Below are 16,411 nucleotides of genomic sequence, written 5' to 3'. Positions count from 1 at the left end.
TTATTTAGCCTCCACGTGACCTCATCCCAGGTCAGTTACTTTTCGTCTCAACGGTCGTTCGACACCAACCAGCACGTTATGACGGCCGCCATCGGGCAGGTGCAGGCCAAGCGGCCAGCCCCAAGACCATGAACGCTCCCACTGCAACCAAGAACACGACACGTTGCGCTGCAGTGGAAGAGTCCAATGACAGGACAGCGCCGTGCGGCGATTTGTGATCACCAGTACTTATCGGGGCGCTCACCTCGATTAGAAGATGCCCAGACACAACATGCGCCCGATAATTTAGAAAAGATGGCACAATATGTAGCGTTATCCACAGAAGTTGTGGATAAGTCAGCAGCATCAGTATAAAAGGACTTTTACCGAAATACTGTTGATTAGAGAAGGAGACAGGGAGTTTGGCCACATCATTGTCCTCATCCATGGATGACGAATGTCTCAATGCCAACACAGTCTCTGGAGCGGCGCCAGTCCTGGAACAGTGAAGTTATCATCCGCTTCGCTGAGGGTAGGGCGAAAGAGGGGATCATGCTACGATACCACGATGAAAACGACACCCACCGCGCACGACGCGCTCTTCAAACAGTTTTTGACGCATCCGGAAACCGCCCGTGACTTTCTGGACGCACACCTGCCGCCGGCGTTGCGCCAGGCATGCGACCTGAGCACCCTGCGCCTGGAGTCCGGTTCGTTTGTCGAGGACGATCTACGCGCCTACTACTCCGACGTGCTCTATTCGCTGAAGACCGGGCAGGGCGACGGCTACGTCTACGCCCTCATCGAGCACCAATCGACGCCGGACAAAAACATGGCCTTCCGATTGATGCGTTATGCGATTGCCGCCATGCAACGCCATCTGGCCGCTGGCCACGAACAGCTGCCACTGGTGATCCCGATCCTGTTTTATCATGGCCAGGTAACCCCCTACCCGTATCCGATGAACTGGTTGCAGGGGTTCAGCGATCCGGTTCTGGCCGGCCAGCTGTACGGCGGCGAGTTTCCACTGGTCGATGTCACGGTCATTCCGGACAACCAAATCATGCAGCATCGCCGCGTCGCCATTCTGGAGCTGCTGCAAAAACACGTTCGCCAGCGCGACCTCGCCGATCTGCTGGAACAGCTGGTCACGTTGCTGCTGGCCGGTTACACTACTCAGGAGCAGCTGACATCGCTGATGCATTACATGCTGCAGGTTGGTGAAACCCGCAATCCGGGCGAATTACTATCAACCCTGGCCTCACGAGTGCCGGAACACGAGGACACGCTGATGACGATTGCAGAAAAGTTGAGAGAAGAAGGGCGCCAGAAAGGGCGTCAGGAAGGACGTATCGAGGGGTTACAACTTGGCGAAGAAAAAGGCCGCCAAGAAGGCGAGCGCGAAGCGGCGCTGAAAATTGCCCGCGCCATGCTGGTCAGCGGCCTCGATCGCGAGTCGGTGATGAAAATGACCGGGTTGACGGCTGACGACCTGGCGCAGATCCGCCACTGATTTTACCCCGGCAACATCCCCCACCGATTCGCCAACCGCGACAACTCCGGCAGGGAAACACCCGTAATTTCCGCCGATCAAAAAAATAGAAAAAATCAATAAGTAAAGGGCGAGCCTAAATAAGGTCCGCCCATGATTATTTAGCTTGCATTCGAATCCGATCCAGCTTCATCATTCGCGGCTCTCTTGAGAAGCCCAAGGACACCATCCTTCCCATATTCTTTAACCAGGCGGGCAAGCTCTTTTTGCGCCTGACTTTCCTTCTTACGGCAGGCATTTTCATGACGCTCTTTGAAAACGGCTTCCGGCTCTGCTTTCAACCGCACCTGATCTTCATGGGTGATGAAAAACAAGGATTGTTTTGTACGGTTTCCGACATCCGATTCCGTTTCAACACGGCGACTGGAAATGGGGAATGAGTGTTGCTTTTCTAAAGCATGGATCACTGCAGAAGCACGCTTCACACCATAATCAGCAGGAATGGTATAGCCTGACGTCGTGATCGACTTGTCATCTAACAACGCGGCAAGCACACATGCCTGTGTACGATTGAGTGTCTGGACGGTTTCCAGTACCGATGGATGTCCCTCGAAGAAGGAGACTAATTTGATACGAGCCATCTCGGGGGCGTAGTCGTCAGTGACTTTGCGTTGATTAAAATCTTTTTCTGTCATAGTGGCTTACTCCAATCTAGAACGGATAAAGCCAATGCAGAGATGTAAATAAGATTTGCAAGAATGCAAAATCTTCTGGAAATCTACGACAATTAGCCGTAGTCTTCCGTCACGGCTTGACCAGATCTGCAAAATTTGGTTGAGCCGCTTCAATCTCTGCATTGGAGCGTGAGCAGCTATCGGGCGGGCCTGAGAAACCTAATTTGCCTGATAGCTGCTTTTTCGTCTCTGGGATCCATGATCACCAGAATTCCAATGCTACCATGTCCCGCCGAAACACACATCTAAATTCTTTCAAGTAAGTACATTTTATGCGCGCACAGTTCACCAGGGCGATTATCCGAGGTTTTATCGCTATTTTTGATGTATAAGCCAGCTTAACAACAGAAAACGCTTGTGGTGCGTTTTGATGGCTTTTTTCGACCTGTAAAAAAAACCAGAGGTTTAATTTACAGGTATAGGCACTTGACGAACCTCACACGATGATAAAGAAGGCGCGTCAACGCTGATCAACAATGAGGGGAAGTGAGAGAGGGCAGCCAAGATAACCCCGGTGCGTACCCAATAATGCAATTTAACATAATGCACATTATGTGTACTTTTTTAACATTTTCAAATGGTTATGTCAACGCCGCGCCTGCGTTGTTAACTCGTCTGTTGCATAGCCGAAGTCCTTTCCGCCTTCCTCGACGCATTTTATAATTTACATCATGTAGGGGATCTGACTTCCCTGTCACGAGTCAGGCGCATCCAGTTACTGTGAGCAAAAGCCGCTTTATCATTTTCATTAAGGTTACATTTTTCCAGAAATTGCCTCGCATCATTACCGGGGTGATATTGAAAAGGATAATCGGTCGAAAAAAGGATACGTTCCGATCCTACTATCGCAACCGCTCTGTCGAGAAAATGAGGAAGGAACAGTCCGCTCGCCGTAACATACAGATTTTCCCGCAAGTATGATGCGATGGGTAATTTCAGATTTGCAACCCGGCTCATTGCTGCCAGGCGTTCTGCATAAAATAATACCAGCTCTCCCCAGTGCCCAAGGATCATCTGGAGGCCCGGAAGGCGGTCAAATGTGCCCGACAACACCAGACGGATAAACTGAATTCCCGCATCATAGTGCCAGCCAAGGCCATAAGTGGCAAAAGCCGTATTAACCTCCGGACTAAAGCCTGAGTAATACGCAGTTCTGACGGCTTCATCCGGCGTTCCCGGATGAATTAATACCGGCACATTCAGGGTTTCAGCACAGCTAAGAACAGGGAAATATGCAGGACTGTCTAAATGTTCTGCCCCACCGCTGCATAGCATCGTTCCTTTAAAACCCAGGGTCTTAATACAACGTTCCAGTTCGATAGCGGCTTCATCAGGCATAGATACAGGCAGGGTTGCCAGTGCCTGAAACCGATCTGGATATCTTGCGACAACTTCGGCAATATTATCGTTGATTCGCTGCGCCATATCGAGACTCTCCGGCCCCAGGCCCTGAAGCGCAGGTGACGTCAGAGACAGTACCTGCACATCCAGACCCGTTTCATCCATCAGGGCAATGCGCTCATCAGCGAGATCAAACAGTCGGCGCTTAGTGATTCCGGAGTTAAACGCAATACTGGGGTCTTTTGCTTCCAGACCCGATGCTTTCCAGGCCTCACAGACATCTTCTGTCAGAAAATGTTCTTCAATACCAATCAGCTTCATGCTCTCTCCTTTCAGAAACATCGGGTCTAAGCTTATCACCACGGTACCGTTTTGCCTTCACGGTCGAGGTATTGCAGTCCTGGCTTGCCCTGCTGTGAAAGTATGACGTTTACGACTTTCGGAATGCTTTGCTCAATGCTGAGTGGCGCATCAGACCCGCCTAAATCAGTACGCACCCAGCCAGGAGCCATTAATAGCAACGTCCGCGACTCTCCGGCATGGCGAGCGGAGTAGCTTCTCATGTACATGTTCAGCGCGGCCTTTGAACCCCGATAAACTTCATGCCCACCGTTCGTATTGCTGCTCACGCTGCCCTGTCCTGACGACATAATACCGATAGTACCTTTTTCAGGCACAAGGCCCTGCAGGCTTTCAATGACGCGCATTGGGCTTAACGCGTTGGTCACCATTACCTGTGTAAACTCTTCAGTTGATACTTCTGCGATGGTCTCATTCTGGTTCTTGTCGGCGGTACCGGCATTATGGAAGAGGATATCCAGGACCCTGTTGGACAGCCGCTCCCGAAGTGCATTAATTTGTTCCCGATCGGTGACATCAAGATGTTCAATCTCAATGCTGCCTGGATTGTTGTCCGCCAGTTCGTGTAATAATGTTCTGTCTTTTCCTCGCACGGTGCCAATGACGTGCCACCCTTTGGTCACAAATTCCGCGGCCATCGCATGGCCAAGACCACGTGAGGCACCGATGATGAGGATAGTTTTTTGCGTAGTTGAATTGTTCATAGATAACTCTCTCTTCTGTGGTACCGGCGCTGCACAGGCAACGCCTGGAAAAAGGAAGCCGCCTAACGCCGCCCCCATGGCAATACCGGTTAATCTCAAAAAGTCCCGGCGGGTCGGGATGATGGCGGCGATTTGTTCCGTTATTTTCTGGCTGCTCATAAATATCTCCGCTGTGTAAAAAAGCTGGATCAGTGTTTGATCTGTACCCAGTACAGCGGATGTTATTTATAAATTTTAGCGTCCGCGTGTAATTTATTATTGCCGGTGACAGAGATGATTCGGTACGAAGACGCACCGGCATTTTCAGCCTGACGAGCCAGTTTGCTTTCCAGATCACTGAGTGTGAGGGCTTCGGATGCAGAGACTGCTCCGTAAGCCTGCTGACCATCGACAGGATGAACAATCTGCTCAACGGCAAAACTACCAAAAGAAGTCAGAGAAAAGAGCGCAGCAATAGCAACAGCTTTAACGTTTTTCATAAAAAGATCCCATGCAGGTTATAGTGTGAAAGGTAGTGCCCTTTCAGTGTGTGAACAATTCTATTCTTGATGGAGATAGTGCGGAAGACGCACGGATTGCATTTATACAATGCACCAAACGCCTCCCCTCCCTTTCAAAACTGGATATCATGAAATATAACTGGCCCGAGCTTAATTTACTCATCGCACTCGATGTGCTCATCGCCGAAGTCAATGTTACTCGCGTCGCACACCGTCTGGGATTAAGTCCTTCGGCAATGAGCAGAACATTGGCTCGTTTTTGAGCTATGACAGGTGACTCTCTGTTGATTCGGGCAGGCCGTCAGATAGTGCTGACACCCTATGGTGAAGCTATACGCTCAATATACTTTGCTTGATATTGAGCGGATAAGATCCACAGTATTCACCTGTTCCAGCCAGCGATAATGGCCACCTTTTACAGTGTTTATAACTCTCATAATAATCTTAAATTCCACATGTACTCTTGCAACTTTCTTTAGATAAACTATAAATTTTTAATAGGCTGCTAGTAGCTATAACTAGTGCCATAAGAGTTATAAACCCTTTAACAAGAAGCCTATTTTTTAATGATTAAAAAAGTGTGATGTAAATATTTAATTTATAATGGAGGTAACGATGTCTGACTCAATTTCAAAATCAACGACCCCTAAAGGAACTTCGCCATTTTTTATTGACTTAGGGAAGCGACATGTACTTACTGCTGAGAATATGAATGAGCTTGGAATATCATGGGAATGGTTAAAACCATTAATTATTAATATCATTGGCAAAAAGAAAGAGTCTTATTTTTCAAGATGGACTCAAGACAAAAATAACAAGGAAGCAGTAAGAATTCTGCCCGATGGAATATCTATTAATGGAGTGAGGTTTGGTGATTATCCGAACTCAATACCAACCGCAGCTGAACTGGGGTGGATAACATATATGGTTGTTGGTGAGCCTTTAGTAGAAGAGAGCTCAAATATTATTCAACCAGCGGCAGATTTATTATCTACTCGTTCATATGTTAATAGAGGAGATAGTGTAACTGATTTTGAGGATAGTGTTAAGTTTTCCATATCAAACACTATTAGTTGGTCTTTACAAGGTTCTAGCACCTTGACCTTTGGAGGGCGAGCAATTGGTACTGTCCAGGGGCAAATTCAAAAAAGTGAACAATACATGTTTCAATCTTCGGCAGAGGGTAAACATATAAATCATAATCATAAGGATAATATTGGCACACAAGATGAAACTTCAGGAAGAGCAACAAAAACTCTATCAGAAACAACAACAGGAACTGGCACAGCTACTGGCACTGGTGAAGTATTTTCACAATTAGCATTAGGCGTTGTTGGATCAACTAGTGGATCTTTAACCTCATCGTGGGAGTCAAACTCTTCTGTTTCAGGAAAAATACCATCTCAATCAAGAGTTGAAACAATGGCCACACAACGTCGCCAAATTAAAGAATTTACATATGAGCTCCCAGTAACTTTATCAGGATTTATTTCTTTGCACTATCCTGAGCCTGTACTGATTGAGACGGAGTATATTCCTCCTCAAGATGCCCCTAGCTCCCAAGATAAAATAAAAAGGGAGTCGGAAAAATATTCAAATACAATTGCATATGATATCTTCTATATTAATATATATGGGGAAAATGAGGAGCGATTTTTAAAGAAAGGAATCGCCGAAACGGTTTCGGCTCTTGAAGTTGAACACACCATATTCAATGCGAATAGTTTATCACTTGAGACATACCCTCTGTCCCTCAAACGGCCTCATAATACGTGACATTCAATAAGGAGATATGAGATGGTTTTTAAAAGCACATTTAAATACGCCGCTATTTTTTCTGATGCAAGTAAACTTTCTGGAGAACATATCGAACCATTTATCCCTGTTCAACCTGCTGAGTCAGTAACTAAGCCGCCACATGATCCCTCGTTAGGCTTTACTGCTAGGCAGCACGATCCAAAAATCATCAGAGAAACCTCACCTCAAGCTAAGGTTTTATTTGATTTTGTGAGTAATATAACTGACATGATAGGAAGAAGTTCAACAGAAAATGACGATCTTTACAATAAACCTTCAACAACTACGGATACGGCCTCAGCCATTATGAGCAATGCTAATGAAAGTTCAAAAACCTATCCAATAAACACACCAAAACCGGATAGAAATGATGATTTAAATGCAGAGGTACCAAAGGTTAAACAACAAAAGACCTAGGGTAGCCGTATTGTGTTTTTATTCAAAATTCAAGGCAGCCTTAAGACTTATGCTTTTGGTTGCTTTTATTGAAGAACGGTCACAACAGGTGAGGCATGATTAAAGTGATATGCTGCCAGTTGTAGTGCAACTTTCCGGCAATCCGTTGATTGAGGTAGCAGCGCTGCCGTGCTCGCTCTACAGGGTAGCTATGTTCAGACGGACCATAAACGTTGTTCTAGTTATTCCGGAGCTGTTATATATCGCCAAACTTCACTTGTAATTCATTTCAGCTTGAGCTGACACCAGTGCACAGACATGCTTCCAGAGTTAAACTAACATCCGGCTGTTCGCGGCGATTTTTCCTGTACGCGCCACTAATCGTAAGCGTCACATTTGAACCGTCTGTCAGAACGGCCCGCTTTCCCTGAAAATAATGCCCATCATCTGTTTAATGGACATTATTTTATGAGTGAACGGGCATGGTTGATCGAGGCCTTTCGCCTCCACTATCAGGAACAACTTTCTCAGAACCGCATCGCCAAACAGCTGGGGCTACCCAGAACAATGGTCAACAGCTGTTTCCAACGCGCTGGCAAGGCCGAGGTTCGATGCCCCGTCAACAAACTGACGCTGGAACGCACCCTTTATCCCGGTAAAAAACGGTCACGGTCCTCTGCATCATCGCCGCTACAAACACCGATAACGACCGTGTCATCAAAACCCAAAAAAAAGGGGGCGCAGACCCAATTTCCCCTTGGCGTTCAAGCTGTCGCTGGTTGAAAAATCGATGCAGCCAGGCGTCAGTACCGCCAGGCTGGTGCGCGAGCATGGCATCAACGACAACCTGCTGTTCAACTGGCGCAACCTCTACAAACAAGGGCTCCTCGGCGCTACCATCTCTGCTGAGCCCTGCCTGCTGCCGGTTGAACTGGAAGATGTGCCATCACCACCGCCAATAACTAAAGCAGATAAAGCATCACCCTCCAACGTCGCGGGGTATGAACTGGTGTTGCCTGGTGGCAAGTTACGGCTCCGGGGCGCCCTCAGTCCTGCGTTGCTGAACATTTTGATCCACGGGTTGAAAGGAACGTGCCGATGATGTCGCTGCCGGCGGGCAGTCGCATCTGGATCGTGGCCGACATCACCGACATGCGTAACGGCTTTAACGGCCTGGCCTCGCAGGTTCAAAATACGCTGCGTGACAATCCGTTCTCGGGGCGGGCAGGTCTTTATCTTCCTTGGGCGCCGTGGAGATATGAATAAAGTGCTGTGGCCGACGCCGATGGCCTGTGCCTGTTCACCAAACGCCTGGAGCGCGGTCGCTTCGTCTGGCCGGTGACGAGAAACGGCAAAATCCATCTGACACCGGCACAACTGGCCATGCTACTGGAAGGCATCAACTGGAAGCATCCGCAACGGATGGAACGGCCTGGCCTGCGGATATAACCTGTGTAAGGTAGGGATATGGTCACATCCTATCCCGATGAAAACGCCCGACTCCGGGCGCAACTGCTGGAGCAGCAAAACACGCTTCGCCAAATGGCGGAGTACAATCGACTGCTATCCAAACGGGTAGCGGCGTATGCCAGCGAAATCTACCGCCGACAGAGCGTGGAACTCAGTCGGGCCACGCTCGGGCGCTGGTCAGGCGCGGTGAGTGAGCTGCTGGAGCCGCTGTATGACCTGTTGCGGGAGTATGTGCTGATGCCGGGCAAGGTCCACACCGACGGCATCCCGATGCCGGTCCAGGCACCGAGGAATGGCAAGACCCGCACCGGCCGTTTGTGGGTATACGTGCGAGATGACCGCAACGCGGGCTCGGTGATGCCGGCGGCGGCGTGGTTCACGTACTCACCGGACCGCAAGGGCCTCCATCCGCAGCAGCACCTGGCAGGATACAGCGGTGTCCTGCAGGCCGATGCCTATGGGGGCTACAACGCGCTGTATGAAAACGGGCGAATCACGGAGGCCGCCTGCATGGCGCATGCGCGGCGGAAAATCCACGACGTTCATGTCCGCACACCGACCGACATCACCACGGAAGCACTGAGACGCATCGGTGAGCTGTATGCCATAGAGGCAGGAATACGTGGCAGTCCGGCGGAGAAGCGGCTGTCGGTCAGAAAAGTGAAGACGGTGCCGCGAATGCAATCGCTACACGACTGGATCCAGACGCAGATGAAAACGTTGTCGCGCCACGCGGAGATGGCGAAGGCGTTCGCCTACCTGTTGAAGCAGTGGAATGCGTTGAACCTCTACTGCGAGAACGGCTGGACGGAAATCGACAACAATATCGCGGAGAACGCCCTGCGCGGAGTCGCGCTGGGGCGAAAAAACTGGCTGTTCGCCGGGTCAGATGCAGCGCTCCTGTACTCGCTGATCGCAACGGCGTAGAGCCGGAGGTTTGGCTCCGTTGCGTCATCGGCCATATTCAATACTGGGTGGCGAGCGGGTGCGCGATCTGTTGCTCTGGAAAGTCGATCTCACCCTTAACGTCAATACGACCCAGATGAGGCACTTGCGTCTTAACCAACTTTAGTAAGAATTGTGTGATAATAGTTTTATATATACATCCGACCGGATATGGAAATATTAATATGAAACTCGTAATAGCCTGTTTTTTGATACAGTAAAACCAAACTGCGTCGGGATTATTTTTTGTAAAAAAAAACCAGCCTTAATGGCTGGAAATGGTAGCAATAATATAAGGAAGAGTATAACACAATGTCGCATTGTCGCATCAACTTTGTGCTTCTACTAAGATATCTTTTTTTTTCGCTGATACAATAGATTTCTTACCTAACAAGCGTAATTTAAGATTATTATGAGTTTTTAGGATACAAAGAAACGCTCAAACCTTCGCTATCACATTATATTTATGTGCCTTGGCTGAATAATCGTATTCGGTAAGTGAAGGGGACCTGCGCGTCCATTAGGGCGCGGGCGAATAGGCAACCTCAGGGGATCGTTGGCTTTATGGCGAAATGGCATAAATCTTTGCGTAGGCTAATCATGGCAGCGCGATCACCGCCGAGGATGACAGGCCGCACAGCAACATTTGATGACAGGCCGCACAGCAACATTTTATGCCACAAGCAACGGTGCCATCAACCATCCAGACACATACCTGAAAAACAGATTTGGCGATATCGATACCAACAACTCTTCTAGCGTTCATGTGATGTTACTCTCAGATTAACGTAGTCATCGAAAGTATGGTATGGGCTACGTTAGGAAGTGGCATCAATCACATCACGCAATGATTATGTCGATATATGTTTTTGAATTCTAAATCTTTTACTTATCACGATGAAATTAGAACTTTCATGAAATATAGCTTTAGGTAATCCTTATAATGTTGAATTATTAAAACCGAACACATTATTTATTTTGTTGATTTTTATATACATTTACTGTCTTTTGGTTTTATATACTAACTCTGTAACGGGAACAGTATTTTATATTGATATGTGCTCGTGTTTGTTTTTTTCCGTATTTAACCACGCAGCCGTTATTAAATGTCGTTTTTTTTATATTTTTAGTTTTTTATTTTTCTGTAGGAAAAACACAAAGATGATTACCCCACAAAGCGAATGAGATAACATGGTTGAGTTTTTTATTAAACCCCATGTACAATATTTAAAATTACTTTAAAAAAAGGAGACAATTTGAAATAAACTGCTTTTATTGTTGTAAGTTGTAATATAACGAGAGAAAACTCTTGATTTCTTTATATCAACTAACTTCACTGTCAATTTCTAGTAATTGGTATAGAAACTAGAATCTTAAATAATCATAGACGTTGATATTTTAAAACGAACAGAATGAGGATTGATTTGTGGCTATATTATCTAATCAAAAAAATGCAGCAGCGTTATATTATGCGGTTTTTGGGAAAAACACGACATCGCATATGTATGATGACATTGGAAGGCAACTTGAATTAAAAGATCAAACGATTCAAACTCAAGTATCACAATTACTCAAATCATCAGGCCAGAGTTTATATAATGGCATGACAAAAGAGCAGATTGTTGCAAAAATTTATTCGAATGTATACGGGCATAAGCCTAGCGATAAAGATTTAAATACATTGATGTTCGAGAATAAATCTAATTCGGTGGCGGGCATTGCGGCTCAGATCGTAGAAGGCCTACTGAATTACAATGGAGTAGATTCTCAGATTACGAAATATCAAATCACGTTTGAACAACATATCAATGACTCCCTTTATCCGGCTACAGTAGCAGAGGCTAAAGATGGTGCTTCTGATGTGCAAGCTTTCTTTTATTCATTAGGCTCTACACAAGTAGCAGATGGAATAAATTATTGGGGAACTTTATTATCTAGTGGTAAAAAAACCAGAGAAGAAGTAGCAAAATCGTTTGTAAGTAGCAAGGCCTCTCAGTATAGCAATGAGAAGTTTGTGAAAGTGTTATATGCCAACACTTATCTTAGAGAAGCCACTGCCGCAGAAAGTCGCTATTATGTCGAAAAACTTAATAATGGGACTCTTACCCGAGAAAAAGTTTTAATTTCTATCATTGATGACATACGCGGAGAAAATTATATTAAAACTGATGCGGCTGCTCGTACGCAGTTTTTGAAAGCCACACAAATATATGAGCCAGGGCAACTACCTAGCATTATAGAGCAAGAGAAAGTTTCTGCTTTATTTTTAGCAATCCCAAACAGGGGGGTAGATGCTTCCGGACTTGAAACTTGGAGTAAACAGCTTGCTTATGGAGTCAGTGATGAATCATTAGCGACACGCCTGGTTAACTCGCCAGAATTCTTATCAAAAGGTGCATCGCTTGAAGGGGATGAATTTATCCAACATGTTTATTCATCCGTCCATGGTTTAAGTTCAAAGGCAAGCGAAAACGAACTTTCTCTTTACCGAAAATATGGGTTTGACAAAGGAGCTGTTGTTGTCGCCATTATAAATGATTTACGCAATTCAACTGCAATCGACGACAAAACTGTTAGCCAACAACATGCTTATGAAGCCAAAATCGGTCAAAATTTACTGTATAAAAAATCAGCAATCCTGAATAACTCATTGTCATCAGAAAATGCAACTGGAAACGTAAACACGGGTAAAACTCATGAACTTACGAATGCAGAGACCGCTACTTTAGAGAATGTTAGATTATTTCTAACATCATCTAACGATGTGAGCTTGAAGTTTGCGGATAAATTAAAAAAATTAGAAATTGGCGGTTATGATATTGCTAAGGTGACATTATCTAATAATGGAGTTAGTGAAGGTGTTGATATAATTTTAAAAAATGGAAAAGCTAATTTGGATGCAAGCTCTGGAAACGATAGGGTTATAATTGATAAGGCTGCCAATATTGCCACATCGACTGCAAAAATAAACCTTGAGAAAGGTGATGATAATATTTTTTGGGGCGGAAATTCTGTAAAAAGCATTAACGGTGGCGCCAATCAAGTAAGCAAGTCTATTATTATCGATGGCGGGAAAGGTATTAATACAATTAGTGCCAACCTTATAACAGAGGAGTTTAATGTACAAGTTAGAGGGTGGGCGAAAGATTTAGGCACTATAAAAAGCAACATTGGGCAATTCAAAAACTTTCAAAAAATTGACTTGGGAGGATATACAGGAAAAGCAGTAGGTACTTACACAGATGGGAAGATCATTGACACTCAAGACCATACTTTTGATTTTGGATTAACTAATGGTACAGCCACTATTGAGCAATATGCCTATAAAGGCTCCACTACTGTAGAAAAACCAGTGGATGAAATAGGAAGGCTTGGTTTTGTTCTTTCTCAAAAAGCTGATAACGTAATTGTTACAAATGTTGCAGATAAAAGCGCAGCTCAATTGGAAGTAACTGGTGATGCTACAAAGGCAAGCAAGATTAATTTCAACTTTGATCCTGATAACGCAGACGCAACCAATTTCTCCATCAAATTTACGGCAGGAAAAGATGGAGAAGTTTCTGGCGGAACAGTAAGCTTCAATAATGCTCCTTATTTAAAAGAATTGGACATTACCTCAGGAGGAGGAGAGCGGGAGTCAAATGATTTAATCATTTCAGGTAAAAACAACATTGAGTCTATAAAAATAGATGGGGGGAGTTATTTAAACATAAAAACGATTGGGGATGATTTAAATTCTTTAAAGATCATTGATGCTGCCAAAAATGAAAGTGGTGTTCACATTGACTCGGATCTGACAGGCAGTGGAACTAGTTGGCTTTATTATGCTCTGAAATATATACCCGTAGTTAGCGCAACTCAAGAGCTTGCGCATAACAGAAGCGATGTCCAAATTCGTGGTACCTCGGGGGATGATATAATTGAAGGTGATGGAGCAACCACAATGATTGGTAATGGAGGTAATGATACCTTTGTTATCAAGTCATCCCCTACTAGTGAACTTGAGGCCAATAAAACGGTTGTTATTGCTGACTATGGTTTATCAGATGTTATTATTGATAAGAAAAGTCATGTAGAAATATCATCAACAAAAAACGGAAATAAAGTAGCTGACTATGGCACAAATGACAGTGGTTTTTGGTCGAAACTTTTTACTGGATTTAAAGATCTGATTGGTTTCTTGGGCGTTGCTCTTGACCAAATTAATAAATTCGGTCAAGTTATGGGTTTAAGTGATAACAAGCTAGACGATAAAGTAGGTATATCAACAGTTGGTGATAAGCATTTTGTTATTGTTGATAATAACGATAATGGGAGGCTAGACGCTAATGACCAGGTGATAATTCTGCAAGGTAACTTTGACCATGATACTTTAGTCAACAACCTGCATTATAAAATATTGCCTGAAATTAATGGCGTCCATTCCGAACTTACCGTTTAATGTAACTAGGACTAGTCCTGATAAAAATTGACGTTTTTCTACTAGATAACGCCCGATGAACCTCATCGGGCGATTTTTTTCTGCAGCCGACCGCTGTGTGTTTAGATGTTCATCGACTCTTGACCATCTGCCTATACTATGTCGTCTGTCCGCTCGAGAAAGTATTCCTTTTGCCCATTCATAGTTAAGCACCTCAAAACAATATTTTGGGTTCTGCGCCAGAATCAAATATTTCCCGTTTTCCTAACCATGAACCGCCCCAGAAAAGCGAAGCAATTCATTTGGGGCAGATAGAATGCCCCCGCAGGGTAAGGCGTTGATCAACAGAACGGTCAACACTCAGTGGGCCACCACCCAGAACAAAGAGCAGCAGGCAAATCACAATATAGGCAGATTCCGGCTGATAAAAAAGCCAACTGTACCAGGTAAGCAAATTGAGATTTGCCGGAATATGGCGTAATCCCACGGTGAATAGTGCTACTAGACTGATTATCATCAGCACCAGCGCGCTTAGACGCGTCAGGAATCCCACCGTCATTAGCAGCCCGAAAAGTGTTTCACTGCCGGCGACAAAAAGCGCCATAAATGCCGGGAACGGGATTCCTGCCTCGGTAATGGTTTCCAGCATCATGGCCTGGCTTTCTGGCACAAAGATTTTGTTAAAGCCCGAGGCGAAGAAGAACACTCCGAGGGCTATTCGCATTATTGCAAGAGGAATAAAGCTGCGGGTGACCGGGGTCTGAAATAAAGCCTGCAAATAGGTCATAGATATTATCCTTTAGGTTATGGAGCTTATTGCCACATGTAGTGGAGGTGCTTATCCGCCTCTGACGCAAGTCAAGATCATATAGTCTCAGATTCATGTACCCGTAATGCGCAACCGAATTTTGATGACGCCATTTTCAATAAAACGGGTTCCCACCCCGGCGCGCTTGCCGGTTCCGTTTGTTTTTTCAATACCGGTTCTGAATGATAACACGGATGAATTGGTCAAGGAGTACCCAAGGCATAAAAGAGCATTCGTGAACCGTATGAATTTTCATAATAGGAAAAGTCCTTGCCACATTATTGCAATTGACATTGAGCACAGTGAATGATGTAACCGAGTCGAATTTGTTTGTGGTTATTTTATGTTTCGTTTTTTTATAGTCATGAGACTCGTATTCTGATACGTGCTCTTCATGAACGGTGAGGGGAACGATGCGACCTCTTATTTTTCTGAATATTGTGACGCTCATTTTTCTGGCCTTCCTTAGCAAAAATTACTGCCGGTAGTGGTCGTGATGAGGTGGCAACTGTTGTCCGCCCTTCCCGGTATGCGCCGAAACTGAATGGAGGAAGTATAGCGTTTGCACTGTGTTTCGGTAAAACGCCTCTTTTACCGAACGTTGCCGACTTATCCACCGCTTCTGTGGATAACGCTACATCTTGTGCCTGAACGCCCCGTTTAAGCTACTACATGTTGTGTTGGTATACCCTACTGTCGGCACCGCCAGGCCCCGGCGTCAGGTCTGGCGTTCGTTGGTGATTCGGTTAAACTTCTATACAGGATGATTTAACCGAACCATGGCTGGCGCCACAGAAATTATTGTGAGCGATCACCCGGCGCGGTTGCGGCAAAATAGATACTGAAAGTCACTGATTGCGGATCACGAATAAATGCGCCCTTACCCGCCTGCAAAACTCTCAGATTTTACGTAGCGCGATCGCCGGCGATCTGCTAGCCGGCGATGACCGCTATGTGCGCGCCCTCACCCTGCGAAACCGCGCCGCGTTGCATGGCGTTCTGCCCTACTACCTGCTGCCGCCGGAAATCGCCGTCTTAATTTCCTGCTGCCACGACCTAGAAAAGCGCACGTTGTTCGCGTTTTTGTGGAACACCGGCACGCGGATCAATGAGGCACTGGCGGTACGGCCGGCGGACGTGGAATTTGATGCGACGCCGGCGTTCGTCACGCTGCGTACTCTCAAGCAGCGGCTCAACCCCAGGGTTGGCCGGCCTCGGGCGCTGAAACTCAACGCACCGGGACCGACCGCCCGAACGGCATCCATGGTCAAACGCACGGGGGCGTTCGAAAACGGCGTCTAGCTGTTTACCTCATCGAGAATTTCGGTGATTTTAGGGGGCGGTAGCATGCTGTAAACAAGTTCTGCCAGCGGAGAGACTTTTACGCCCTGTCAGATATTTTCACATCGGGCAGCGCCACAAGAAATTTCTGGGAATACCCCTCGTGGCGCCTTGTTATTATTGA

At 45.9% G+C, this 16,411-nt stretch carries 12 protein-coding genes and 3 pseudogenes; 10 read left to right on the top strand and 5 right to left on the bottom strand.

Annotated elements, in window-relative coordinates; all coding sequences use genetic code 11:
• Positions 1-547 precede the first annotated feature (547 nt).
• Complete coding sequence (locus ACP39K_RS23975) at positions 548-1,492, top strand: Rpn family recombination-promoting nuclease/putative transposase (protein ID WP_129993723.1); 945 nt, start codon at positions 548-550, stop codon at positions 1,490-1,492.
• Positions 1,493-1,632: 140 nt separating this feature from the next.
• Here the strand turns inward: ACP39K_RS23975 and ACP39K_RS23970 are convergent, their stop codons facing one another.
• From ACP39K_RS23970 to bhsA, 4 genes are all read right to left on the bottom strand, one after another.
• A complete protein-coding gene (locus tag ACP39K_RS23970) occupies positions 1,633-2,166 on the bottom strand; it encodes a hypothetical protein (RefSeq protein WP_129993724.1) in 534 nt (177 codons plus the stop codon).
• A 708-nt stretch (positions 2,167-2,874) separates the two neighbouring features.
• Positions 2,875-3,867 (bottom strand): amidohydrolase family protein, encoded by a 993-nt coding sequence (locus ACP39K_RS23965; RefSeq protein WP_497008958.1) that lies wholly within the window; start codon positions 3,865-3,867, stop codon positions 2,875-2,877.
• Positions 3,868-3,902: 35 nt separating this feature from the next.
• A complete protein-coding gene (locus ACP39K_RS23960; protein WP_497008957.1) occupies positions 3,903-4,769 on the bottom strand; it encodes an SDR family NAD(P)-dependent oxidoreductase in 867 nt (288 codons plus the stop codon).
• 62 nt (positions 4,770-4,831) lie between these two features.
• A complete protein-coding gene (gene bhsA / locus ACP39K_RS23955) occupies positions 4,832-5,089 on the bottom strand; it encodes a multiple stress resistance protein BhsA (RefSeq protein WP_497008956.1) in 258 nt (85 codons plus the stop codon).
• Between the two features lie 149 nt (positions 5,090-5,238).
• Here bhsA and ACP39K_RS23950 point away from each other — a divergent pair.
• The 8 genes and pseudogenes from ACP39K_RS23950 to ACP39K_RS23915 form a co-directional block, all read left to right on the top strand.
• Positions 5,239-5,448: pseudogene (locus ACP39K_RS23950) on the top strand (helix-turn-helix domain-containing protein); the annotation flags it as partial.
• Between the two features lie 277 nt (positions 5,449-5,725).
• Positions 5,726-6,886: a hypothetical protein gene (locus tag ACP39K_RS23945; RefSeq protein ID WP_497008955.1), complete on the top strand. Its 1,161-nt coding sequence runs from the start codon at positions 5,726-5,728 to the stop codon at positions 6,884-6,886.
• 21 nt (positions 6,887-6,907) lie between these two features.
• Positions 6,908-7,324, top strand: a complete 417-nt coding sequence (locus tag ACP39K_RS23940) for a hypothetical protein (protein WP_497008954.1) — start codon at positions 6,908-6,910, stop codon at positions 7,322-7,324.
• Positions 7,325-7,771: 447 nt separating this feature from the next.
• Positions 7,772-8,086: a hypothetical protein gene (locus tag ACP39K_RS23935; RefSeq protein ID WP_497008953.1), complete on the top strand. Its 315-nt coding sequence runs from the start codon at positions 7,772-7,774 to the stop codon at positions 8,084-8,086.
• A complete protein-coding gene (locus ACP39K_RS23930) occupies positions 8,061-8,405 on the top strand; it encodes a transposase (protein ID WP_497008952.1) in 345 nt (114 codons plus the stop codon). The genes ACP39K_RS23935 and ACP39K_RS23930 overlap by 26 nt, the downstream gene beginning before the upstream one ends.
• A pseudogene (gene tnpB, locus ACP39K_RS23925) lies at positions 8,402-8,752 on the top strand (IS66 family insertion sequence element accessory protein TnpB). The gene ACP39K_RS23930 and the pseudogene tnpB overlap by 4 nt, the downstream one beginning before the upstream one ends.
• A gap of 141 nt (positions 8,753-8,893) precedes the next feature.
• A pseudogene (tnpC, locus tag ACP39K_RS23920) lies at positions 8,894-9,845 on the top strand (IS66 family transposase); the annotation flags it as partial.
• A 1,299-nt stretch (positions 9,846-11,144) separates the two neighbouring features.
• Positions 11,145-14,159 carry a DUF4214 domain-containing protein gene (locus tag ACP39K_RS23915; protein ID WP_497008951.1) on the top strand — a complete coding sequence of 1,005 codons (3,015 nt, stop codon included), beginning with the start codon at positions 11,145-11,147 and terminating at the stop codon, positions 14,157-14,159.
• A 277-nt stretch (positions 14,160-14,436) separates the two neighbouring features.
• Here the strand turns inward: ACP39K_RS23915 and ACP39K_RS23910 are convergent, their stop codons facing one another.
• Entirely contained in the window at positions 14,437-14,925 is a 489-nt protein-coding gene (locus ACP39K_RS23910; protein ID WP_305179677.1) for a DoxX family protein, read from the bottom strand.
• A gap of 876 nt (positions 14,926-15,801) precedes the next feature.
• Here ACP39K_RS23910 and ACP39K_RS23905 point away from each other — a divergent pair.
• Positions 15,802-16,248: a hypothetical protein gene (locus ACP39K_RS23905; RefSeq protein WP_497008950.1), complete on the top strand. Its 447-nt coding sequence runs from the start codon at positions 15,802-15,804 to the stop codon at positions 16,246-16,248.
• The last annotated feature ends 163 nt before the right edge of the window (positions 16,249-16,411 follow it).

This window comes from Serratia sp. EC4 (assembly GCF_059652115.1).
The sequence above is the reverse complement of the archived record's forward strand: the minus strand, read 5'-3'. Positions and strand labels throughout refer to the sequence as shown.